The organism is Nocardia sp. NPDC004604, assembly GCF_040609795.1.
Classification (GTDB): Bacteria; Actinomycetota; Actinomycetes; order Mycobacteriales; family Mycobacteriaceae; genus Nocardia.
Window position 1 is genome coordinate 1 of the sequence record NZ_JBEXLC010000028.1, and the last position, 22,412, is coordinate 22,412.

At 64.8% G+C, this 22,412-nt stretch carries 19 protein-coding genes, 1 tRNA gene, 1 other RNA gene and 1 pseudogene; 9 read left to right on the forward strand and 13 right to left on the reverse strand.

The window, feature by feature from the left end; all coding sequences use genetic code 11:
* Together ABZW16_RS12940 and ffs are read right to left on the reverse strand one after the other, a co-directional pair.
* Positions 1-798: aminotransferase class I/II-fold pyridoxal phosphate-dependent enzyme (locus ABZW16_RS12940; protein WP_354955309.1), on the reverse strand; the 798-nt coding region annotated here is incomplete at its 3' end.
* 143 nt (positions 799-941) lie between these two features.
* Positions 942-1,036: signal recognition particle sRNA small type (gene ffs / locus ABZW16_RS12945), an RNA gene on the reverse strand.
* Positions 1,037-1,176: 140 nt separating this feature from the next.
* Here ffs and ABZW16_RS12950 point away from each other — a divergent pair.
* Both ABZW16_RS12950 and ABZW16_RS12955 read left to right on the forward strand, forming a co-directional pair.
* A tRNA-Ser gene (locus ABZW16_RS12950) sits at positions 1,177-1,264 on the forward strand.
* Positions 1,265-1,682: 418 nt separating this feature from the next.
* Complete coding sequence (locus ABZW16_RS12955; RefSeq protein ID WP_354955311.1) at positions 1,683-2,516, forward strand: hypothetical protein; 834 nt, start codon at positions 1,683-1,685, stop codon at positions 2,514-2,516.
* Positions 2,517-2,660: 144 nt separating this feature from the next.
* Here the strand turns inward: ABZW16_RS12955 and ABZW16_RS12960 are convergent, their stop codons facing one another.
* Positions 2,661-3,353, reverse strand: coding sequence for a response regulator transcription factor (locus tag ABZW16_RS12960; protein WP_354955313.1), 693 nt, complete (start codon positions 3,351-3,353; stop codon positions 2,661-2,663).
* A complete protein-coding gene (locus ABZW16_RS12965; RefSeq protein WP_354955315.1) occupies positions 3,350-4,498 on the reverse strand; it encodes a histidine kinase in 1,149 nt (382 codons plus the stop codon). Before ABZW16_RS12965 ends, ABZW16_RS12960 begins: the two co-directional genes overlap by 4 nt.
* Positions 4,499-4,760: 262 nt before the next feature.
* Here ABZW16_RS12965 and ABZW16_RS12970 point away from each other — a divergent pair, with 262 nt between their 5' ends.
* Both ABZW16_RS12970 and ABZW16_RS12975 read left to right on the forward strand, forming a co-directional pair.
* On the forward strand, positions 4,761-5,498 hold the full coding sequence (locus ABZW16_RS12970; protein WP_354955317.1) for a DUF998 domain-containing protein: 738 nt from the start codon (positions 4,761-4,763) through the stop codon (positions 5,496-5,498).
* 308 nt (positions 5,499-5,806) lie between these two features.
* Positions 5,807-6,172, forward strand: a complete 366-nt coding sequence (locus ABZW16_RS12975; protein WP_354955319.1) for a hypothetical protein — start codon at positions 5,807-5,809, stop codon at positions 6,170-6,172.
* Positions 6,173-6,618: 446 nt separating this feature from the next.
* On the opposite strand, the gene ABZW16_RS12980 is transcribed toward ABZW16_RS12975, so the two are convergent.
* Complete coding sequence (locus ABZW16_RS12980; protein WP_354955321.1) at positions 6,619-7,779, reverse strand: FAD-dependent oxidoreductase; 1,161 nt, start codon at positions 7,777-7,779, stop codon at positions 6,619-6,621.
* A 467-nt stretch (positions 7,780-8,246) separates the two neighbouring features.
* On the reverse strand, positions 8,247-9,680 hold the full coding sequence (locus ABZW16_RS12985) for a WS/DGAT domain-containing protein (RefSeq protein WP_354955323.1): 1,434 nt from the start codon (positions 9,678-9,680) through the stop codon (positions 8,247-8,249).
* 169 nt (positions 9,681-9,849) lie between these two features.
* Here ABZW16_RS12985 and ABZW16_RS12990 point away from each other — a divergent pair, with 169 nt between their 5' ends.
* Entirely contained in the window at positions 9,850-11,481 is a 1,632-nt protein-coding gene (locus ABZW16_RS12990) for a cytochrome bc complex cytochrome b subunit (protein ID WP_354955325.1), read from the forward strand.
* 123 nt (positions 11,482-11,604) lie between these two features.
* Here ABZW16_RS12990 and ABZW16_RS12995 read toward each other — a convergent pair whose 3' ends face one another.
* Positions 11,605-11,814, reverse strand: a complete 210-nt coding sequence (locus ABZW16_RS12995) for a DUF397 domain-containing protein (RefSeq protein ID WP_354955327.1) — start codon at positions 11,812-11,814, stop codon at positions 11,605-11,607.
* Between the two features lie 421 nt (positions 11,815-12,235).
* On the opposite strand from ABZW16_RS12995, the gene ABZW16_RS13000 reads away from it, so the two are divergent.
* Genes ABZW16_RS13000 through ABZW16_RS13010 form a run of 3 tightly spaced genes read left to right on the forward strand, consistent with a single transcriptional unit; the run spans position 12,236 to position 14,423 of the window.
* Positions 12,236-12,724: a DUF309 domain-containing protein gene (locus tag ABZW16_RS13000; RefSeq protein WP_354955329.1), complete on the forward strand. Its 489-nt coding sequence runs from the start codon at positions 12,236-12,238 to the stop codon at positions 12,722-12,724.
* 19 nt (positions 12,725-12,743) lie between these two features.
* Positions 12,744-13,679 (forward strand): tRNA glutamyl-Q(34) synthetase GluQRS, encoded by a 936-nt coding sequence (gene gluQRS / locus ABZW16_RS13005; RefSeq protein ID WP_354955331.1) that lies wholly within the window; start codon positions 12,744-12,746, stop codon positions 13,677-13,679.
* Positions 13,680-13,724: 45 nt separating this feature from the next.
* Positions 13,725-14,423, forward strand: coding sequence for an RDD family protein (locus tag ABZW16_RS13010; protein WP_354955333.1), 699 nt, complete (start codon positions 13,725-13,727; stop codon positions 14,421-14,423).
* Between the two features lie 82 nt (positions 14,424-14,505).
* On the opposite strand, the gene ABZW16_RS13015 is transcribed toward ABZW16_RS13010, so the two are convergent.
* Positions 14,506-15,039 carry a DUF4190 domain-containing protein gene (locus ABZW16_RS13015; protein ID WP_354955335.1) on the reverse strand — a complete coding sequence of 178 codons (534 nt, stop codon included), beginning with the start codon at positions 15,037-15,039 and terminating at the stop codon, positions 14,506-14,508.
* Between the two features lie 29 nt (positions 15,040-15,068).
* On the opposite strand from ABZW16_RS13015, the gene ABZW16_RS13020 reads away from it, so the two are divergent.
* Complete coding sequence (locus ABZW16_RS13020; protein WP_354955337.1) at positions 15,069-15,851, forward strand: queuosine precursor transporter; 783 nt, start codon at positions 15,069-15,071, stop codon at positions 15,849-15,851.
* A 22-nt stretch (positions 15,852-15,873) separates the two neighbouring features.
* Here ABZW16_RS13020 and tgt read toward each other — a convergent pair.
* The 5 genes and pseudogenes from tgt to ABZW16_RS13045 form a co-directional block, all read right to left on the reverse strand.
* Positions 15,874-17,115 (reverse strand): annotated as a pseudogene (tgt, locus tag ABZW16_RS13025) (tRNA guanosine(34) transglycosylase Tgt); the annotation flags it as partial.
* 177 nt (positions 17,116-17,292) lie between these two features.
* On the reverse strand, positions 17,293-19,206 hold the full coding sequence (locus ABZW16_RS13030; RefSeq protein ID WP_354955339.1) for an ABC transporter ATP-binding protein: 1,914 nt from the start codon (positions 19,204-19,206) through the stop codon (positions 17,293-17,295).
* Positions 19,203-21,017: an ABC transporter ATP-binding protein gene (locus ABZW16_RS13035; protein WP_354955341.1), complete on the reverse strand. Its 1,815-nt coding sequence runs from the start codon at positions 21,015-21,017 to the stop codon at positions 19,203-19,205. The genes ABZW16_RS13030 and ABZW16_RS13035 overlap by 4 nt, the downstream gene beginning before the upstream one ends.
* A 143-nt stretch (positions 21,018-21,160) precedes the next feature.
* Entirely contained in the window at positions 21,161-21,658 is a 498-nt protein-coding gene (locus tag ABZW16_RS13040; RefSeq protein WP_354955343.1) for an Rrf2 family transcriptional regulator, read from the reverse strand.
* Positions 21,659-21,696: 38 nt separating this feature from the next.
* The gene (locus ABZW16_RS13045; protein ID WP_354955345.1) at positions 21,697-22,290 is read right to left on the reverse strand and encodes a TetR/AcrR family transcriptional regulator; all 594 of its coding nucleotides are present in this window, start codon (positions 22,288-22,290) and stop codon (positions 21,697-21,699) included.
* Between the last annotated feature and the right edge of the window lie 122 nt (positions 22,291-22,412).

Here is a 22,412-nt window from a genome sequence, read left to right on the forward strand (position 1 = left end):
GCATAACATACATAAATTACCTGAAATTTTAGAAGAAGCATATTTATCAAAAGCCATGGTCGTTGAGGTTTGGTCTAAAGAAGGCGACGTTATTGCGGCGGTATCGGTCAGCGGGTGCACCGCATAGGCGTTGTCCCAGATCAGCCGGAAGTCCGGCGCTGCGGTCGGCATCGAAACCAGTTCCCGGACAATGTCTTCGGAGAAGATGACACCGGTCGGGTTGGAGTAGTTCGGCACCGCCCACAGTCCCTTGATCTGTGGATCGTTCGCCACCAGCTCGGCAATGGCGTGCGCATCCGGACCGTCGTGACGGATCGGAATCGGAATCATCTCGAAGCCGAGCGCCTCGGTTATGGCGAAGTGCCGGTCATAGCCCGGACTGGGGCACAGGAACTTCAAGGTGGGCTCGGCCACCCAGCGCCGCTCGGAATCCGGGGTGCCGTACAGCATTGCGTAGGTGATCACATCGTGCATCAGCTCGAGGCTGGCGTTATTGCCCGCGATCAGGTTCTCGACCGGAATGCCGAGTAGCTCACCGAAGATCGCGCGCAGCTCCGGGAGACCGTGCAGCCCACCGTAGTTGCGGCAGTCGGTGCCGGTGCCATCCTTGAAATCGCCCGCACCGGGCAGCGAGAGCAGTTCCGCGGAGAGGTCGAGTTGTTCCGGCGAAGGTTTTCCCCGGGTGAGGTCCAGCGTGAGCTTCTCGGTCTTGAGCCTCGCGTAATTCGCGGTCTGGATCTCGTGTTCGGACACGAGCTCCGGATTGCTCATCAAACCGATCTGCGTTTGCCGGGGCATCCTGGGCAGCCTTTCGAAGCAGCTAAGGGGTGATTGACGTCCGAACCGATGTGCCGCGGTCGGACGGCTGATCCGGCCGAGCGCGTTGGACGTCCGGCGGACCGTGTTCACGTTACCCGGCGGTTGCTCCGAATTGGAGAGAATATAGGGGACCCCGCGCACCCGGCAGAGCCCGTTGACCCTTACTGCCTTCCGGCCCTGGGGGAGTTCACAGGATGCGCGCCGCGCGGGATCCGTTCGCAAGTGTAGCGGGCAGATCCGACAACGATCACCACGGGGGTGGACCGTACCGCGTCGAAACGGGACCGAACTGGGACTTCTCGCCTCCACCAGCCCCAATTTGGTGACCGACCGGGTGCACCCGGTATGCTGCTGCACGGAGGATTCGCCTAGTGGCCTATGGCGCTCGCCTGGAACGCGGGTTGGGTTAACGCCCTCAGGGGTTCAAATCCCCTATCCTCCGCCACAAACAGCAGGTCAGGGCAGTATTCATTGCCCTGACCTGCTGTTTTTGTTGACGGGCAACCTGCACATCGTCGAGAGCCTGCAGGTCGGTAAAAGCCACCGAAACCGTGCCGCCGCTTGACTAAAGACATGGGACACCCCCGGGATCCAGCACCGACTGCTCGGCAAGTCCGACCGAGTCATGTGCCCTATTGCGGCGCAGCTGGTTGATGGTGGGCATGTTCACCCGCGATCCAGGGTGCTCGACAGCCGAAAACTCCTGGTGATGGCCCAGGTTCGAACCTGTCACGGCATGCTCGACCATCCAAGACGCCCTGTGATCCGAATGCGAATCAACAAGGTCTCTGCACTGTGAAAGGTAATAGATGGGCACAGGCAAGCACAGGAAAGTCAGTTTGCGTCAGCAGAAGGTGGGGTCGATGGTGGTGGCTGGAGCGGTTCCCGTTGTTCTCACTCTGGTGGGTAGCAGCGGTACCGCCAATGCCGAGCCCGGCCGGTACGTTCCGGTGAGCCAGACCGAGCACGGCGGCGATGTTGCCTTCGTCGCCGACGACACGGATGCCGACGAGGGGACCCCCGCCGTGCAGGCAGAGCAGCCGAGACAGTCCCGGGACTGGCCCTCCGCCCAAGCGCCGAATGTGCGCCCGTACCGGGGAACGCGAATCCCGGACGACACGCGCAGTTCACTGCAGTGGGCGCGGCCGGTACCGAAAAGCGAGTATCTGTCGCCGGTCGAGTTCCTGCACGGCCCGGTCCCGGTCGAGCCGGTGCCGCCGATCGCGCCGCCGCCGGGCATGTTGCGTTTCGGCAACGTGCAGGTCGAGGCGCCGGATTGGCTGCCACGGGAGCCCGCCATCCAACTCAACGACGCCGCGGCGGTCACCGAGGCGGATCTCGCAACGTTCTTCGACTCGCTCGGCATGGAACGCACTCGCTCCGATCGTATTGCGAGTCAGACCGTCGGCTCCGCGGCGCTCGGTGCTGCCGCAGGCGCAACGGTGGCGAGCCCGTTCGCGCTGATCGGCGCAGGTGTCGGCGGTGCACTCGGGCTGGCGATCGGCTTGCCGTTCGCACCGATCGGTCTCGCCGCGGGGCCCATCGGCGCCACATACGGCGCGGCCATCATGGCGGCACCGCTCGCCGCCATCGGCGCGGGAATCGGCGCAGGTCTAGGCGCAATGCAGGCCCTCACCGCACCCCCACGAGCCCTCGGCCCAGCTGAGGACGCCACAGTCCAATCCGTGACCGATTGACAGACGTTCCACTCTGTCGAACAGGTCGCGATACCGCCTGAAATGGACCCGTGGATATATCGGCTGCGGCACGCGGCCCCTTTGGCCTGTCGGTTTGTGACAAGTCAAAGGGGCCGAGGTATCGGAGATACCGATACCTCGTCACTAGTCGTCGTCTGCCCCCAAGCCCACCAGACCCGCTTCGTAGGCGAAGACGACGGCCTGGGTGCGATTGCTCGCGCCCAGCTTGGCCAGCACATTGCCCACGTGCGTTTTCACAGTCTCCAGGCTCACCTGCAGTTGTTCGGCGACTTCTGGATTGGACTGCCCCTTCGCCATGAGCCGCAGCGTCTCGGTCTCGCGGCCGGTCAGCGCGGTCGCCCTACCGGTGGCGGCATGCCGACGTATCGGCCTGCCTGCCGCCAAGCGGCGAACGGCATCCGGGAAGAGCACGGAGTCGCCCGTGGCCACCAGCCGGATGGCGTGCGCGATCTGCTGTACGGGCGCTCGCTTTCGGATAAACCCACTTGCGCCGACCCGCAGGGCGTCATAGACGTATTCGTCGTTCTCGAAGGTGGTGATCACGATGACCTTCGGCGGGTCGGGCAGCGTGGACCGCAGCCGCCGGGTCGCCTCGATGCCGTCCACACCCGGCATCCGCACGTCCATCAGGACGACGTCGGGGCGGAGCCGCTCGACCATGGGAAGCACATCGGCGCCGTCCGCTGCCTCGCCGACGACGTCCAGGTCGGGTTTGGCCGAGAGTAAGGCCCGCAGGCCGGTGCGGGTGAGCTCCTCGTCGTCCACGATGAGGACGGTGACCCGCGGGCCAGGGTCGGGGCCACCGCTTGCGTTCATGGCACCGACCGTAGCGGTATCCGTACGATCAGCCGCCAATGCGTGCCCCGCTCTCCCGTACGCCCAGCGGACACCTCGCCACGCAGCAGCCGCACCCGTTCGGCGATCCCGGTCAGCCCGTGTCCCTGCTCCCGGTCCGGGCGGAAGGGCACGTTGGCATCGAGCGGGTTGATGAGCTCCACTTCCAGGCAGCCGTCCTGCACTGCTACCCGCAGGCTGATCTCGGTCATTTCACTGTGCCGCAAGGCGTTGGTCAGGCCCTCCTGAATGATCCGGTAAGCCTCTCGCGACACGGTGGCCTGGACCTGGGTGAGGTCTCCGAACGTCACCACACGCAGCCCGGCGCCGGCCTGCCGGACCCGCTCCGTCAAGGGCCCGAGGTCGGCGAGCGTGTGCTGCGGCGCGGTGGGCGACCTCCCTTCCCGCAGCACGCCGAGCACATGGTCGAGATCGTCCATCGCCGCGCGGGACGTCTCCTCGATGCTGCTGAGCGCGCGTCGGGCCGCCTGCGGATCGCTGTCCATCAGTTCCCCCGCGACAGCGGCCTGGATGGTCGAGGCCGTCAAGGTGTGCCCGATCGAGTCGTGCAGCTCCTGGGCCAAGCGGTTGCGCTGGGCCAGCCGATCCAACTGCTCCTCCACGGAGGCGAGTCGCTCGGCGGCCGTTATGCCGAGCAGGAATTGGGCGAACGAGCGCATAATCAGCGCGCCGCCGACGGCGACGCAAGCCGCGACCGTCAGACATCCGGCGGATACGAGCAGCGTCCACAGGCCCTGCCACCCGTGCCGCACGTCGATGGTCCATCCGAAGCTCGCCACCGGACCGCCACCACTCGACCAGACCGCGACGAACACCACGGCCGCGAACACCGACAACCAGGTCGCCGCGGTCACCATCGCACCGATCGCCATGTGTGCGGCCAGGTACGCCGATGTCCGGAGCCGATCACCCCAGGGGGACATCGGTGATTCCAGCGGGGCGGACAGATCGGTACCCAGCAGCTGGTTGGCCAGTCCGACGCACCCCCGACGCACCGCCCGCGGAGCGCCCATCATCACGACTACCGCGCACAGCGCGACAGTGAATCCCACGACCCGCAGCGCCACCGGCCACTTCGGCGACGACGCGACGACGGCCGAGACCATCGGAGGCAGGCTTACGACAGCGCCGATAGCCGCATATAGCCAAGCCCGATACATGACTCTGCCGAAAAGCGAACGAATCACCGCACTCACCGTCCGGACCCTACCGGCGAGCCGTTCGGCGCACCTCCCCCGAAAGAGCCAGCACCGACTCCCGCTACGCGGGGATTCCGATTTCCCCATTCGCAGCGATGTGCAGGGACCCGCTCAACTGCGAACGTTCACGAAAAGAAAACCGGCTCGATTCGGGGCCAGGAAGGAAATCGTGAAATCCAAACCCGCGGCTCACTCCGAAATCCGCACCTCCGTGGCAGTACGGGTCGGTGCGGTCACATGGATCGTCGCCGCCGTGCAGTTCCTCGTCGTCCAACTGATCGTGCAATCCGGCTGGCGCACGCCGTACAGCTGGGCGGACAACAACATCAGCGATCTCGGCAACGTCTACTGCCAGATCGCGGATCCCTCTCGACCTCGATATGTGTGCTCACCGTTGCACGACGCGATGAACGCCTCTTTCGTCCTCCATGGCGTATTGCTGCTCGCCGGTATGCTGCTGACCGGTGCCTGCTGGGGCCGCGGCCGGATATCGGTGGGTTCTCGAATTCTCTTTGCCATCAATGCGGCCGGATGGGTCTTGGTCGGCCTTGTTCCCGCGGACGTCGACGAGAACCTTCATCTACTGGGCGCGCTGTTCATCATGGGATTGGGAAATATCGGCCTCTGCTGTGCCGGATTCGTCCGCCGGGATTCTCCGTTCGGCAGACTGCGCCCCATCACCCTCGCCATAGCCGCCGCCGCGGTGGCGGGGGCGTTGCTGTTCTTCGGTCAGGTCGACACGGGAATCGGAATGGGTGGCCAGGAACGTGTCGCGGCCTTCGCGCTGGATGTCTGGACTCTCGCCATGGCCATCGCCATACTCTCGGCCAGTACCTCAGCACGTCGGGCGAGGACGATCGACTCGGGATCGGCGTTGACGACGTCAACACGCGGCCCTAACAATTGAATCGTGAGATGCGCCGAAACAGCCTGAAACGCAATGGATTTGGCTGAGCACTCAAATCCTCGTAGCAGAGAATCCACGGTTCATCGGTGTGTTCGTGTAGTGACCCAGGGGATCCGCAGGAGATCGGTCCCCTTTGGGTCAGCGCGGCGGCACAGCGACAACCGGAGCATCGACTCGGCGCGGCGGTTCGCGCGCATTTCGGGTGGTTTCAGGCTGTCGGGATGCTGGTGGCGACCGGCGCCCCGCGCCTAGGATCAGATGCGTCGGGGGATGGATAGCTCGACGAATCGGCGAGTCGGACCCGTGCGATGAACTCGCCGGAAGAAGGCACGATGATTACCAAAAAGACCGCCGCCGATACCGGTCGGCGGCTCGCGACGGTCGCGCTGGTCGGGGCCGCGATGACGATTCCGATGGTGTCGGTTCCCGCCATGGCGGGACCGGCGCCCACACCCGGTGTAGTGCGCACTGATCATGACTATGGCTGTGACGACAGTTACGACCTTGGGGGCATCGATCGCTGGCAGAGTGATCGTTGGGACACCGACAAATGCGGCGGCTGGGGCGTGAAACATCTCTTCCCGCCAGGTTGGGGCTTCTTCCCGCCAGGCTGGGGCATCCCCCCAGGCTGGGGCTCGAACAATTTCTTTCCCAAAGGCTGGGGCAGTGACTGACCGCACGAATCCGCGTATCGCGCTATAGGAATCGAGTTCGCTCGGCGATGTAGACCAGGTTGTGACGGCGCCGAGCGAGGCATGTCCGGGCACCATTCGTTGCCGGTGGGGCAGCAATGGTTGGGGCGAGGATGGTTGGCAGGGCGATCGTCGGTACGACGACGGGTGCCACGGCTGGAACCAAGGCTGGGGTTCGAACAATCTGTTTCCCAAGGGCTGGGGCTGGAACAACTTCTTCCCCAAAGGCTGGTTCGGTAGCGACTGACCGAACGAATCCGTATATCGCGCAATAGGAATCGAACTCGCTCGGCGATGTCGACCAGGTTGTGACGTCACCGGGCGAGGGAGGTCCGGGCATCCACCGCCAAGCGAGGTACCTCGAACCTTCGGCATGGCAGACACGCGTGTTCGCGGCTCCGAAGTGCAGGCGCACACGAACCGGGCTTTCAAGGCTTGAACCAGCGCCGAATTCGTGTGGCGGCGAATTCGGCCTTCTCCCTGGCGAGTTCGACAGAGGGCCCGATGAACGGTGCGACCGGCGTTGGCCCGGAGAGGAAGTCGGCGTCGACCTTGCCGACGAGGCCGCCCCCGAATTCGATATAGCAGGAACCCTGGCCGAGATACTTTCCGGGCGCGGGTGTCTCGTGCAGCTGCGCGATAATGTGCGCCGCGACCGTGCGGGCGGCGTTCTCGGCGAACACACCGGCCCGCGGCACCGGCGCGTCCGCGCAGTCGCCAACGGCATAGACGCCCGGATACGGCGTGGCGAGCGTGCGCGGATCGACGTGGATCCAGCCATCGCCGCCATCGACGGTCAGCCCGGAGGCCGCGACCACGGGCGGGACACAGTGGGTCGGGATGCCGATGAACAGGTCATATTCGAGATCGCCCGCGCGAGTGGTCGCGATATGTTTCTCCCGATCGAGAGCGCGGACCCGCCGCCCCGGAGAGTATTCGATCCCGCGTTGCGCGAGGGCCGCGACGAGCGCGGCGGAGGTGTCCGCGGAAACGGGGATCGGTGCGTCCATCGGGGAGAGCACGTGCATGCGGGTGCGGTCGCGGATGCCGCGACGGCTCAGCAGCTCGTGCAGCAGCATCGCGCCCTCGTAGGGTGCGGGCGGGCATTTGAACGGCACGCTCAACACCGCGATCAGAATGGTTCCGCCGTCGAATCGGGCCAGCCGATCGCGCAGTCGGCACGCTCCGTCGATCGAGTAGTACTCGTGACCGTCCTCGACGAAGCCGGGTGTGGCAGCCGGGTCGTATTCGGCACCCAGCGCGACCACGAGGAAATCCGGGTCGTAGTCGGCGGCGTCGGTGACCACGCGTCGGGTCCGCGGATCGATCGATACGACCTGTTCCTGCCGGAACTCGACCCCGGGGCGGGCGAGTTCGTCGTAGCGGATGCGTACGGATTCCGGCGTCCGGTCGCGAAACAGGATGTCCAGTTTCGCGAAACCGAAGGTGAAACCGTCATTCCGGTCGATGAGCAGGACCCGGACCTCGCCGGGCAGTGACTCGGACAGGCAGGCAGCCAGCTCCAGCCCGCCGAACCCGGCTCCCAGAATGAGCACCGTCGGCGTTCGAATGTTGTTGGCGGTGGACATCGCACGCTCCTCACCGGCTGCGGTCAATGCCTGGTCGAAATACTCAGTTGTAGGGTTTCGTGACCAGCCGCTGGAATGTCGAGCCGGTTTCGGGGAGTCGCAGCAGGCCCGACCACACTTGCGCGCATGACGACGGCGAAGCGGTTGAACGGGTCATGATCGGGTTCTTTCTCGAACCGTGCTGGCGGCGAGGCTCCCCGATAGTCCGTCGTTCAAGAGCGGTATTGGTTGCCCATCCATTGTGCGCGCCGGGGTGGCCGGATGGAACCCGGATTCCGGCGGGCGTCGGTACGCAGCCCCGCTGACCTGACCGGGTACCGCCGCTCAGATCCGATCACCGCGCCGAGGCCGACACCACCGCAGCACCGTCGCTGTGCTGGCCGGAGGCATGTGCGGCGCATGCGGTCACCGATGGGTCCGTGGACGATCATGGCCAGCCGGGCGTTCGACGCCGTCCCACCGCAGACTCAGCCCGATGTCTGTCTCGCACAGTCGAATACCTCGTCCAACGCGGCACGCAACAGCTCGGTATAGGCGTCGATATCCGGCACGGCGGCGGCGTCGGCATGGACCGAGACGGTGACAGTGTCACCGAGGCCGTGCACACCATGGGTCAGGTGCATGACCGACCCGATCGCCGGGAAGCCGCCGGTGAACCGGACGGGTGCGCCACCGAAGGTCAGATCGGCCGGGCCGCGATGAACGCTCGAGACCACGGTATGTCCGGCTATCGAATCGGGGACGGTATCGATCGGATAGCGATCGACATCGCGGCGCAGCAGCGGGGCGGGAGTGACGGAGGTAACGCGGTCCTGCGCGGTCAGCAGTGGGTGGTTGGCACGGATCCGGCGAGCAGCGAGCGCTGCGGCGATCTTATCCGCGCGGACCAGTGGATCCGGCTCATCGATGAACAGATCGATGCCGAGGCTGCGATAGTTATTGCGAGCCGCAATCCGGTTGCCGGACAACGCCATCGGCACCTGGGCGCCGAGTCGGTCCACCGGTTCATCCCGCGCCGACAGGTAGCGATCGAGCGCGATCGAGACGGCGGTCAGCACGACCACGGTCACGGTGTGACCCGAGAACCGCATCCGCTCGACGTCGCAGACGATCATCCGTACCCGATGGCCGTCTGAATCGTGGCGCGTGCCAGGCCGGTTCACCAGACTCGGCGGGAACCCGGGTCCGGGCTCCGGAATCCTTCCCGCAGTGGTCAATTCGGCCAGCTCCCGTTGTGCCCGGAAAGCCCGATAGCCCAGGCCGACCGTGCGAACGAAGCGCAGCGGCATCCGCAACAGCGCCAGTGCCGAATGCACTTGTATGGCATCCCACGGCGCCAATTCCATTGCCGCAGTAGCGATTCGTCGACCGCGAACGCCCGGCGCCCCGGCAACCGAATCGCTCGCCGCGGCAACCGGCTCGACCGGATCGGATTCGGCGAACAGCGCCCTGGCGATCACCGCGCCGCGCCGCCCATCGGCCAGCGCATGCGACAGCTGCAGCACGACCACCATCGCCGGTCCCGACCCGTCCCGCGGCGCACCGTCGATCCCGCGGAACACGTGTAGCCGCCACGGCCGCACCGCCGCGTCCACACCGGTGCCGAGCAGTTTGCCGAGTGCTGTGCACACACCCGGCCAATTCGCTTCCGGAAGGAAATGTTCCACAAATTGCTCGGCACGGAAATCGCCCCGAACCCATGACGGATAGTCCAGATCTCCCGGCAGCTCGCGCAGCCGGACGCGCAGATCGGCAATGCGCGCACTGCGGCGCGCCACGAACTCGCGCAGTTCCGCGCTCGGACGCCCGGAATCATCGAAGCAATAGAGTAAGAACAGGTCATTACGAGTGCGACTGGACAGCCAGTACATCGTCGCGTCCTGGGCCGCCAGCGTACTCACGACACGACGATATGGCACCGATGACCGGGGGCGACGGGCAGCACCGGGAAGAACTGAATGATCTTGTTCCAGATTGCCGTTGAGTAAAGCTATCGATTCCGGCCCGAACCCTTGCTACCGTCTGTAGTAGGACACATACCACCACTCACCCAGGGCGGGGGTGTCGGCTATGACTATTGACATAGGTCGGACGGCAAGCGAGCAAGCCAATGCCTTCGACGAGCGATATCGGGCCGCGGCGTTCGTCAAGCGGTCGATCAATAAGGTGTTCCCGACCCACTGGTCGTTCCTACTCGGTGAGATCGCGCTGTACACCTTCATCATCCTGGTGCTGTCCGGCACCTTTCTGACGCTGTACTTCGATCCATCGATGGCCGAGGTCACCTACAACGGCGCCTACCAGCCGCTGCGCGGGGTGGACATGACTCGCGCCTACGAGACATCGCTGAACATCTCCTTCGAGGTCCGCGGCGGTCTGTTCGTGCGCCAGGTACACCATTGGGCCGCACTGCTTTTCGCGGCCTCGATCATCGTGCACCTGTTCCGGATCTTCTTCACCGGCGCATTCCGCAAGCCGCGCGAGGCCAACTGGGTGCTCGGCTCGCTGCTGCTGATCCTGGCCATGTTCGAGGGGTATTTCGGCTACTCGCTGCCCGACGACCTGCTCTCGGGCACCGGCCTGCGAGCGGCATTCTCGTCCATCACGCTGGGCATTCCGGTCATCGGAACCTGGATGCACTGGCTGATGTTCGGCGGCGACTATCCGGGCGAAATCATCATTCCGCGCCTGTTCATCGCGCACGTGCTGCTGTTCCCCGGCATCATGCTCGCGCTGATCGCCGCGCATATCGCGCTGGTCTGGTATCAAAAGCACACCCAGTTCCCGGGTCCAGGCCGCACCGAACGCAATGTGATCGGCACCCGCATCGTGCCGGTATTCTCCCTGGATCAGGGCGCGTTCTTCGCGTTCACGCTCGGTGTCGTCGCACTTCTCGGCGGCCTGCTGCAGATCAACCCGATCTGGGCCTTCGGCCCCTACAAGCCATCTCAGGTCTCCGCGGGTACCCAGCCGGACTTCTACATGATGTGGACCGACGGCATGATGCGCCTGATTCCGCCATGGGAGCTCTATCCGGGCCGCTATACCGTGCCCGCCCCCTTCTGGGGTGCGCTGATCATGGGTCTGGTGTTCACGGTCCTGATCGCCTACCCGTGGATCGAACGCCGCCTGACCAGGGACACCGCGCACCACAATCTGCTGCAGCGCCCGCGCGACGTACCGGTGCGCACCGCGATCGGCGCGATGGCGATCACCTTCTATGTAGTACTGACGCTGTCCTGCGTGAACGACATCATCGCCTACAAATTCCAGGTCTCGCTGAACGCGACCACCTGGGTCGGCCGGATCGGCATTGTGACCCTCCCTGCGGTGGCCTACTACGTCGCGTATCGCTTCTGCCTGGGCCTGCAGCGCAGCGACCGCGCGGTACTGGAGCACGGCATCGAGACCGGCATTATCCGGCGACTACCGGATGGTGAGTACATCGAGATCCACCAGCCGCTGGGTCCGGTGGACGAGCACGGACACCCGATTCCGTTGGAGTATCAGGGCGCACCGGTGCCGAAGAAGATGAACCAGCTGGGTTCGGCGGGTCAGCCGGGCACCGGCGGATTCTTCCGCCCCGATCCGTGGCAGGAGTCCCGGCGCAATATGGAGATCGAGCACGCGGAGGAGCGCAAGCAGCTCGCCGTCCTACGCGAGGTCCAAGACGGGGCCAACAGCGACGGACAGGGCCACTGAGAAACAATAGGGCTGCACTGAAAATACCAGGGCCGCAATGGAAAAGGCCCCTGATGACCCGCGAAGGCCCCGAGTCCGTGCCGACCCGGGGCCCGTGCTGATTGGTTCAGACGTGACTGTTGTTCAGGCGCGTCCGAACTCCCCCTGTGACACCCCTGTTAGGAATGCATCCCACTCGCCTGGCGTGAACGCCAACAACGGACCATAGCCGTTGTCCTTGGTGTCGCGGACCGCCACATTGCCGTCAACGAGAAAAGCGACTTCCACGCAGTTCCCATCGGGGCCACTGTATGTGCTCTTGCGCCACACAGCTCCCGTCAAGTCAACTTCCACGGCACTAGCTCCTTTGCTGCGTCGAGAACGAGAGTTTTCTTCTGACATCGTTCTAACTAGCACCGGCATCCGGCACGGAACGCCGAATCCCGCGGTGCGCCTTGCCAAAGCGCGCGACTTTCACGGTGCGTCGTGATCGCACTGCACTTCGAGGCGATTTACCCTCGCGGGGTCGCCCCCGCGCGATAAACCCTAGCAGGTTCAACGGGAATTTGCCGATCTCTTGCTCATTCAACCGGCGCATTTGCCAATCTTGCGAAGATGAAGAGTTGCGGGAACATTGCCGGTTGATGACATTCATTCCCATATTTGCTGGGCAGCAAACATTTTGCGGATGTGATTGCTCCGTTATCCGTCAATAAATCCAGGTCGACCCGATCCGTGTGGACGCCCCCGGCAGCGGCCGTGGATGATGGGCCGCATGGTCGAACGCCCCCGCGACGAGGCAGGTCGCGCCCGCAATCCTCGCCCGCGCGACCGGTTCGGGCGGCCGCTGCCGGTCGGCAGCGCCGGAGTGCCGCGAATTCCGGATGACCTGAATCTGCCACCCCAGCAAACCCTTTCATACGCCCAGCAACTGCTCGATGACGGCCTGGCATTCAACGCACACGAGGTATTGGAGGCCGCATGGAAGAACGGGCCGTTCGCCGAAAGGATGCTGTGGCAGGGACTCGCACAATACGCAGTCGGGCTCACCCATATCCAGCGGGACAATCCCAAGGGCGCGCGCACGCTGCTCACCCGGGCGGTGACGCGGCTGCGCGCCTACGCGCCGGATCCGGGCACCCCGCTGCCGTACGGGATCGATAGCGCCGGTCTGATCGCGCACGCCGAGACACTGCTGGCCGCGCTGGAGCGCGGCACCCCGATTCCCGCAGACCGACTCATGCCGCACCTGCGGATCCGGTGATCTGGACCGCAGCCCTACCATGGCAAACGTGCCCGCAACCACCAGTACTCCGGCAGGCAGGTACGCGCCGAGCCCATCCGGCGATCTGCACCTCGGAAATCTGCGCACGGCCGTGCTTGCCTGGTTGTTCGCGCGGTCGACCGGACGACGCTTCGTAATCCGGGTCGATGATCTGGATCGGGTGCGGCCGGGGGCCGAGCAGCGCCAGCTGGCCGATCTCGCCGCGATCGGACTGGACTGGGACGGTCCCGTCGTTCGGCAGAGCGACCGACTATCCCACTACGCCTCGGCCATTGATCGGCTCACCGCCGCCGGACTCACCTACGAGTGCTATTGCACCCGAAGGGAAATCCAGCAGGCCGCGACCGCACCGCACGGACCGGTCGGCCACTATCCCGGCACCTGCCGCGACCTGACCGAGGCCCAGCGGGCCGCGCATCGTGGCGACGGCCGTCCGGCCGCGCTGCGTCTGCGCGCGCAGACGAGCGAATTCGAATTCGTCGACGAATTGCACGGGCGCTACCGCGGCCCGGTCGACGATGTCGTGCTGCGGCGCGGCGACGGAATTCCGGCATACAACCTGGCCGTCGTCGTCGACGATGCCGAACAGGGCATCGATCAGGTGGTCCGCGGCGACGATCTGCTGCCGTCCACGCCGCGCCAGGCCTACCTCGCGACGCTGCTGGAACTCCCGGTTCCGCAGTACGCACACGTGCCGCTGGTATTGAATGCGCAGGGCAAGCGACTGGCCAAACGCGACGGCGCGGTGACACTCACCGACCAACTCGCCCTTGGGAATACACCCGATCAAGTGGCGGCGGCGCTGGCCTGTTCACTCGGCTATCCCCCGGTGTCGCCCGCCGAGCTGCTCGACGGATTCGACCCGGCCCATCTGCCCGACGAACCTTGGACACTCGACGAGAATGGGTTGTTGCAACCCGCGCGATGTCCGTAACGTACGCAATCGACCGATCTACTGATCACTGACGAGGAAACAGATATGACAAGCGGTGGGTACGACCCCAACCAATATCCGCAAGGCGGGCAGCCGTACGGCCAGCAGTACCCGCAGGGCGGCCAGCAGTACCCTCAGGGGCAGCCACCCCAGTACGGCCAGCAGCCGCCCCAGTACGGCCAGCAGCCGCCACAGTACGGCCAGCAGCCGCCACAGTATGGCCAGCAGCCCCAATACGGACAACAGCCGCAGGATCCCTACGGCCAGCAGCCCTACCCGCAGCAGTACGGTGAGTACGGCCAGCAGGGCTCCGGTGCGGGCCAGCCGGGTGAGCTGCTGCCCCGGTTCGGCGCCAGGTTCATCGATGGGCTGATCGTCGGTATCCCGGCGTACATCATCGACCTCATCCTGTCGAAGATCGGCTTCATCGGCTCGATCCTCGGTTTCATCGTGATCGTCGCGGCCCCCATCGCATACTTCGTGCTGATGGAAACCAATATGGGGACCACGCTGGGCAAGAAGATCCTCGGTCTGCGCGTCGTCGCCCCCGGCGGCGCCGCCAAGATCACCCCGGAAGTTTCGCTCAAGCGCAACCTGTACCTGGTCGCCAACATCATTCCGTGCCTCGGGAACCTGGTCGCGATCGGCATGGCGATCTACATCGCGGTGACCATCGAGCAGGACCCGAACAAGCAGGGTTGGCACGATAAGTTCGCTGGCGGCACCCAGGTCGTCAAGGCCTGATCCGCTCCCACCGCGAAAACAGGGGCGCTCCCGGTTCGGGAGCGCCCCTGTTCTATTGCGGCACAGCTATTTTCGACGACCGTCAGGTCGAGGACAGCGCGATATTGAAGACCAGCCAGACGATGCCGAGCACGATGCCACCGGCACCGATCCAGATACCGGCCAGCGCCAGACCGCGGCCCTCCTGCCCGCGTTCCTTGATCTGATTCAGCGCGATGATGCCGAGCACGATCCCGACGATCGAGCCGATGCAGGTGCACAGACCGACCAATGAGGCGACGAGCGAACCGATCGCGAGCCCGTTGGTGCCCTGCCCCTGCTGCGGGTATCCGTACGGCTGATACGCGTTCGGGTAGGCCGGAGTCTGCGGATACGGCTGCTGCGCACCGGCGACCGGCTGCTGCGGGTAGCTCGGATACTGCTGCTGGGGTGGCGGCGTCGGCTGCGGCGCTGGCTGCTGCGGGTACTGCGGCGCGGACGGATACTGTGGAACCGATCCGGGCGGCGGAGCCGCCGGGTACTGCGGTACCGACCCCTGGGCGCCACCTTCCGGCGACACACCTTCGCCACCGTACTGCTTCCACCACTCGTCGGAAGAATCGCCGGGATTCGTCATTGGTACAGCCTATTCCACAACCTGGTTGGATGAAGCGCGTGAGTGAGTCCAAAACAGTTGAAGAACACCCAGGATCTGGGGGCCCCGCGGCGGCCCACGCGGCATTCGCCGCCGCCGCGCGGGGCTACTACACCCCCGTCGTCGCACTGTTCACCGCGACGCTGATCATCTCGAATATCTGCGCAACCAAGGGCGTCCAGTTCCTCACCGACCATTCGGTGAAGCTCGGGCCGATCGAGATCCTGCCGATCTCCACCGATGGCGCGTGGTTCCTGTTCCCCCTGGCCTACATCATCGGCGATGTGCTCAGTGAGGTGTACGGCTTCAAGGCCGCCCGCCGGGCCATCTACTACGGTTTCGCCATCCTGTTGCTCGCGGTCATCTGCTTCAAGATCGCCATCGAGCTGCCCCCGGCGACCTTCTACGACAATCAGGAAGCCTTCCGGTCCGTGATCGGCACCACACCGCAGCTGGTCGCGGCCGGACTGACCGGATACTTCGTCGGCGAGATGCTCAATTCCGCGACGCTGGTGCTGATCAAGGAGAAGACCAAGGAAAAGCATCTGTGGGCCCGATTGATCGGCTCCACCGTCGTCGGCGAATTCGGTGACACACTGATCTTCTGCTCGATCGCGGCCACCGCCATCGGCATCGATAGCTGGGGACAGTTCGTCAACTACGTGATCGTCGGATTCATCTGGAAGACGCTGGCCGAGGTCATCGTGCTGCCGATCACCTACCGGGTGATCGCCTTCCTGAAAAAGCACGAGCCGAGCTACGCGCCCCGGGAAACAACCGCACTGTTGAACTGAAAGTTGTTGTGCGCATTCGGATCTACGGGGTCCGAATGCGCCCCTTCCAGCGGCCGAGCGTTTCGGCTTTGTATTCGTCGAAGTAGCCGCCCTCGATGCTCTCGCGGATCCGGTCGACGAGCCGAATCGTGTAGCGCTCGTTGTGGATCGTGCACAGCGTGGAGGCGAGCATCTCCTTGGCCTTGAACAGGTGGTGGATATAGGCCCTGGTGTAGTTGGCGCAGGTGTAGCAGTCGCAGGTTTCGTCGATCGGGGTGAAGTCGCGGCGGAATCGGGCGGTATTGATATTGAATCGACCTTCGGCGACATAGATCGCCGCATTGCGGGCAACCCGGGACGGGTTCACGCAGTCGAAGGTGTCCGCACCGTTCTCCACCGCGACGAAGATGTCCTCGGGCTCGCTGATGCCGAGCATATGGCGCGGCTTGTCCTCGGGCAGTTCGTCACAGCACCAGCCGACAATGGTGCCGAGGTTGTGCTTCTCCAGCGCGCCACCGATGCCGTAGCCGTCGAAACCCGTTCCGGCAGCGCCCCGGACCGATTCCAGTTCCCGGCATGCCTTGCGGCGCAGGTCTTCGTACTGTGCGCCCTGGATCACCGCGAACAGCGCCTGGTACGGGCGGTGCGTGCGCGCGGCGGTCAGCCGTTCGTGCTCGTCGATGCAGCGCTGCGCCCATTCGTGCGTGCGCTGTAGCGACTTCTCCTGGTAGGCACGGGTATTGAGCAGGGTGGTCAGCTCATCGAAGGCGAAGATGATGTCCGCGCCGAGCCGATGCTGGATGCCCATCGAAACCTCGGGTGTGAACCGGTGTTTCGAACCGTCCAGATGGGAGCGGAAGGTGACGCCGTCATCGTCGACAACCGCCAGACGCTCCTTGCCCGCGGCGATCACATCGTCGCTTCGGACGTCGACCGCCTCCATGGCCAGCACCTTTTTGAAACCGACACCGAGCGACATCACCTGGAAGCCGCCGCTATCGGTGAAGGTCGGGCCCGGCCAGTTCATGAACTTGCTCAGCCCACCCGCCTCGTCCACGATGTCCGAACCCGGCTGCAGATACAGGTGGTAGGCATTGGCCAGCAGCGCTTGGGCGCCGAGTTCCCGCATGGTCTCCGGCAGCACCGCCTTCACCGTCGCCTTGGTGCCGACCGGGATGAATGCGGGCGTGGCGATATCGCCGTGCGGTGTGCTGATCACACCCGATCGACCGTGCTGCCCCGCGAGACGGGTACCAACGGCAAACGAGAAGGCTTCGGGATCGGACGCTCCTCCGCCTCCCCGGGCCTTTTGCCGGACGTAGGAAGCACTCGAGTTCCGCTCCGGGCCGACGGTCGGTTGGGAGCTAGTTCTGGACGTACCCGACGAGTTACCCATGTTCCTCCGAAATCAGTCGGCACCTCGGCAAACTGGTAGCTCGGCCCAGTTCGCCCCAGCCGATACTCACGCGTCAGCGGCAGCTGCGGCGAATTGTGCATTGTAGAGGCGGTAGTACGCGCCGCGCTCCTCCAGTAAACGCTCGTGGGTGCCGTGCTCGACGATGCGGCCCGCCTCCATGACGACGATCAGATCGGCATCGCGGATGGTGGAGAGTCGGTGCGCGATCACGAAGCTGGTGCGGTCGCGGCGCAGGGCCGCGGTGGCGTGCTGGACCAGGGCCTCGGTGCGGGTGTCGACCGAACTTGTCGCCTCGTCGAGGACCAGGATGGACGGCTTGGCCAGGAAGGCGCGGGCAATGGTGATCAGCTGCTTCTCACCCGCGCTGACGCCCGAACCCTCCTCATCGATGATCGTGTCGTAACCGTGCGGCAGGGCGTGCACGAAGCGGTCGACGTAGGCGGCACGAGCGGCGTCGAGAATATCCGCCTCGCTCGCATTCGGATTGCCGTAGGCGATGTTCTCCCGGATGGTGCCCTTGAACAGCCAGGTGTCCTGCAGCACCATGCCGATCCTGGACCGCAGGTGATCGCGGGTGATCGCGGCGATATCGACGCCGTCGATGGTGATGGTGCCCGCGTCGAGTTCGTAGAACCGCAGCAGCAGATTCACCAGTGTGGTCTTGCCCGCACCGGTCGGGCCGACAATGGCGACCACATGCCCCGGCTCGGCGACCAGCGAGAGCCGCTCGATGACCGGCGTCTCCGGTTCGTAGCGGAAGGAGACCGCCTCGAATTCGACCCGGCCGCGATCGACCGGACGGGTGTTCTCCATGACCGGATCCGGCGACTGCTCCTCGGCGTCGAGGATCTCGAAGATCCGCTCGGCCGAGGCGACACCGGATTGCAGCAGATTGGCCATGGCGCCGAGCTGGGTCAGTGGCTGGCTGAACTGCCGGGAGTATTGGATGAAGGCCTGCACCTCGCCGAGTGACAGATTGCCAGTCGCCACCCGCAGACCGCCGACCAGCGCCACCAGCACGAAGTTCACATTCCCGAGGAACATGATCGCGGGCATGATCAGCCCGGAGATGAACTGCGCCTTGAAGCTCGACTCGTAGAGATCGTTGTTGCGCTTGTCGAATTCCTCGCCGACCTCGCGGTTGCGGCCGAATGCGGTAACCACCTCGTGCCCGGTGAACGCCTCCTCGACCTGGGCGTTCACCATGCCGGTGTACTTCCACTGGTTCACGAAGTGCGGTTTGGAGCGTTTGGCGATCTGCGCGCTGACCAGAACGGCGGCGGGCACGGTGAGCAGGGCGATCAGCGCCAGCAGCGGCGAGATCCAGATCATGATGACCAGGATGCCGATTACCGAGAAGACCGAGACGAGCAGCTGGCTCATGGTCTGCTGCAGGCTCTGCGAGACATTGTCGACATCGTTGGTGACACGACTGAGCAGATCACCGCGCGGCGTGGAATCGAAGTAGCGCAAGGGAAGTCGGTGGATCTTGTCCTCGACATCGCTGCGCAGCCGCTTCACCGTGCGGTTGATGACGATATTGAGCAGAAACGACTGCAGCCAGCTGAACACCGCTGCGCCGACATAGAGCAGCAATACCAGCATCAGGATCCGGCCGACCGCGCCGAAGTCGACACCGACACCCGGGGTGACATCCATCGCGCCGATCATGTCGGCCGCGGTGTTCTCGCCCGCGGCGCGCTTCAGCTGGATCGCCTCCTCCTTGGTGATGCCGCTGGGCAGCCCTCGGCCGATCACACCGTCGAAGACCAGGTTGGTGGCCTTGCCCAGGATGTACGGACCGAGCGTATTCAGCGTCACCGAGACGATCGCCAGCCCGACGATCGCACCGACATACATGCGCTCGGGTGCGAGCCTGTGCAACAGCTTCTTCAGCGACGGACCGAAAGACTTCGCCTTCGCGTCCGGCGCACCGGGATTCACCGCGCCGGGCCTCATCGGCTCTCCTCCCGCCGGGCCCGATGCCCGTCCCCGCTCGGATCGGGTGGCGATCCGTTGCGCTTGGCGAGGGCGACCGCGGCGACCTCATCGGCGCCGAGCTGCGAGGCGACGATCTCCTGGTACTCCGCGCACTCGCGCATCAACTGGTCATGGGTGCCGATCCCGGCCATCGCGCCGTCTTCGAGTACCACGATCTGATCGGCATCGCGGACGGTGGTAACACGTTGCGCCACAATGATTACCGACGCGTCCCTGGTCTCGGGCCGCAGTGCCGCGCGCAGTCGGGCATCGGTGGCGACGTCGAGTGCGGAGAACGAGTCGTCGAACAGGTGGACCCGCGGCTTCTTCACCAGCGCCCGAGCGATGGCCAACCGCTGGCGCTGCCCACCCGATACGGTGGTGCCGCCCTGCGCGACCGGGGTCTCGAGACCCTGCGGCATATCCCGCACGAAGTCGGCGGCCTGCGCGATCTCCAGACAGCGCCACAGTTCCTCGTCGGTTGCGTGCGGATTGCCGTAGCGCAGATTGCTCGCCACCGTTCCAGAGAACAGGTAAGCCTTCTGCGGCACCAGGCCGATCTGTTCGCGCAGCAGCTCGAGGTCGATGTGGCGGACATCGGTGCCGCCGACATAGATCGCCCCGTCGGTCACATCGATGAGCCGGGGAATCAGATTGAGCAACGTCGTCTTGCCCGCACCGGTGGAGCCGACAATGGCCGTGGTCGTGCCCGGCTCGACCTGGAACCGAATGGCCGAGAGCACCGGTTTCTCCGCACCGGGGAAGGCGAATTCGGCGAATTGCAGATCGACCAGCGCCGGATCGCCCTTGAACGACTGCGGCAGCCGCGGCGGCTGCACCGATGTCTCGGTGTCGAGCACCTCAGCGATCCGGTCGGCCGAGACGGCCGCGCGCGGTGCCATCATGGCCAGGAACGAGGCCATCGTGACGGCCATCAGGATCTGCATGATGTAGGACAGCATCGCGGTGAGCAAGCCGATCTGCATCTGGCCGTCATTGATCAAATGCCCGCCGAACCAGATCACCGCGACGGCGGTGACATTGCTGATCAGCATTACCAGCGGGAACATCAGCGCCATCAACCGGCCGACCCGCAGTGCGGCGTCGGTGAGTTCGGAGTTGGCCAGTGCGAAGCGCCAGGTCTCCTGGCGCTCGCGCACGAATGCGCGCACCACCCGGATACCGGTGATCTGTTCGCGCAGTACGCGATTGACCCCATCGATCCGGTACTGCATATCGCGGAAGCCGGGCACCATCTTGGCCACGATGGCACCCATCGAGATGGCCAGTGCGGGCACCGCGATCAACAGCAGCCAGGACAGCCCGAAGTCCTCGCGCACCGACATGAAGATGCCGCCGACACACATGATCGGCGCCATTACCAGGATGGTCGCCGACATCACGATGAGCAGCTGAACCTGCTGAATATCGTTGGTATTGCGGGTGATAAGCGATGGCGCGCCGAACATGCCGACCTCGCGCGCGGAAAAGGTGCCGACCCGGTGCAGTACCGCCCCGCGCAGATCCCGCCCGGCGCCCATGGCGGCCTGCGCACCGAGGTAGACCGAGCCGGCGGATGCGATGATCTGCACACCGGCGACCGCGAGCATCCGCAGTCCGGTGCTCCAGATGTAGCCGATATCGCCCTTGGTGACGCCATTGTCGATCAGATGGGCGTTCAAGGTCGGCAGGTACAGCATCGCGATGCCGGCGATCAGTTGTAGGCCGACGACCCCCGCCAATTGGGCCCGGTAGGGGGCCAGATAGGTGCGAAGCAGTCTGATCAGCATGATGAAAAGGAGGCTACCGGGAAACCGAGATATCCGTCGCGGGGTTTCCCGACCAGCACCGATGCCATGGATTGCGGCCCCTTGGCTGCGGCAGGAAACCGCAACTGCCCGCGCACCTTTCGGCCCGCGTGATTCGATTCGAATTACCGCCGCGCCCAGGCACCGGGATCCTCGGTCAGCGCTTCGATGAATCCGGGGAGCCGATTGCGCGCGATATCGTCGATGGAAACGTCCTCCAGTACGGCGCGAATATTCACGCGCAGCGCGATCCACACCCGCTGCAATGGCTCGGCCGCGCCCGGATAGCGCACATCCTCCGGACGCTCACCGCGCACCGAGGCCAGCGGACCCTCGATCGCGCGGATCACATCGGCGATGGAGATCTGGCCGGCCGGGCGGGCCAGCCAATAGCCGCCGTCCGGGCCGCGCCTACTGGTCACCAGATCGGCTCGGCGCAATTCGGCGAGTACGGTCTCGAGCACCTTGGGCGGGATGTGCTGCGCGGTCGAAATCGCCTCGGCCTTCACCACCGGCGCGACCTGCACCGCGGTCGCGCCGACCACGGCATCGTCGGTCTTCGGTGCGCGGGCGATTTCCAACAAGGTCCGCACCGCGTAATCGACCTTCGCGGTGATGTGCACTGCGGCTACTCCCTGGCCTACTAGGTGTCCGAACGAACTTACGCGGTGTGACAGCCGGTCAGCACACAGGTGGCCGCATCCAGCAGTGTGCGCTCCACCACCGAATCCGCGACGCCCGGTACGAGTTCGGTGGACAGCAGCGCGACGCCGAGCACCTCCAGCGCCGCACTGGCGCGCAGCTTGGCCACATCGTCGGCATCGGGTCCGGCCAGCCATTCGCGCAGCACCCGACTGGAATTCATGAGATCCGGGTAGCGGTCGGCCATCACATTGATGATCGCGACGGTATCGCGGACGCACAGGGCACCGGCATCGCGATGGCGAATCATGCCGCGCAAATAGGCGCGCAGGACGGCCCGCACCCCTTCGGCATCGTGCGGGACCGCATCGATATCCTCGGTCACCGCGCGCAGGTGATCGATGATCGGATCTACGATCGCCAGTAGTAGATCGAGCTTCGAGGCGTAGTGATAGTAGAGCGAAGCCTTTGTGATTCCTACCGCATCCGCGACCTCGCGCAGGCTCGTCTGCTCGAATCCCTTGGCGCCGAAGAGCTTCACCGCGGCGTCACGAATTGCCAGTTTAGTGCCGCCACCTGCGATAACAGTGTCGCCCGCGTCACGAACGGTCATGGGATGATCCTCTCATCACTTCTGCGCTGAGCTAACGTTGCCATCAGAATTGAGGTTGTACCTCCGCTTAGCTCCTAGGTAGTCTACCTACCGCACGGTAGGCAGAAAGCGTCAATTGGAGG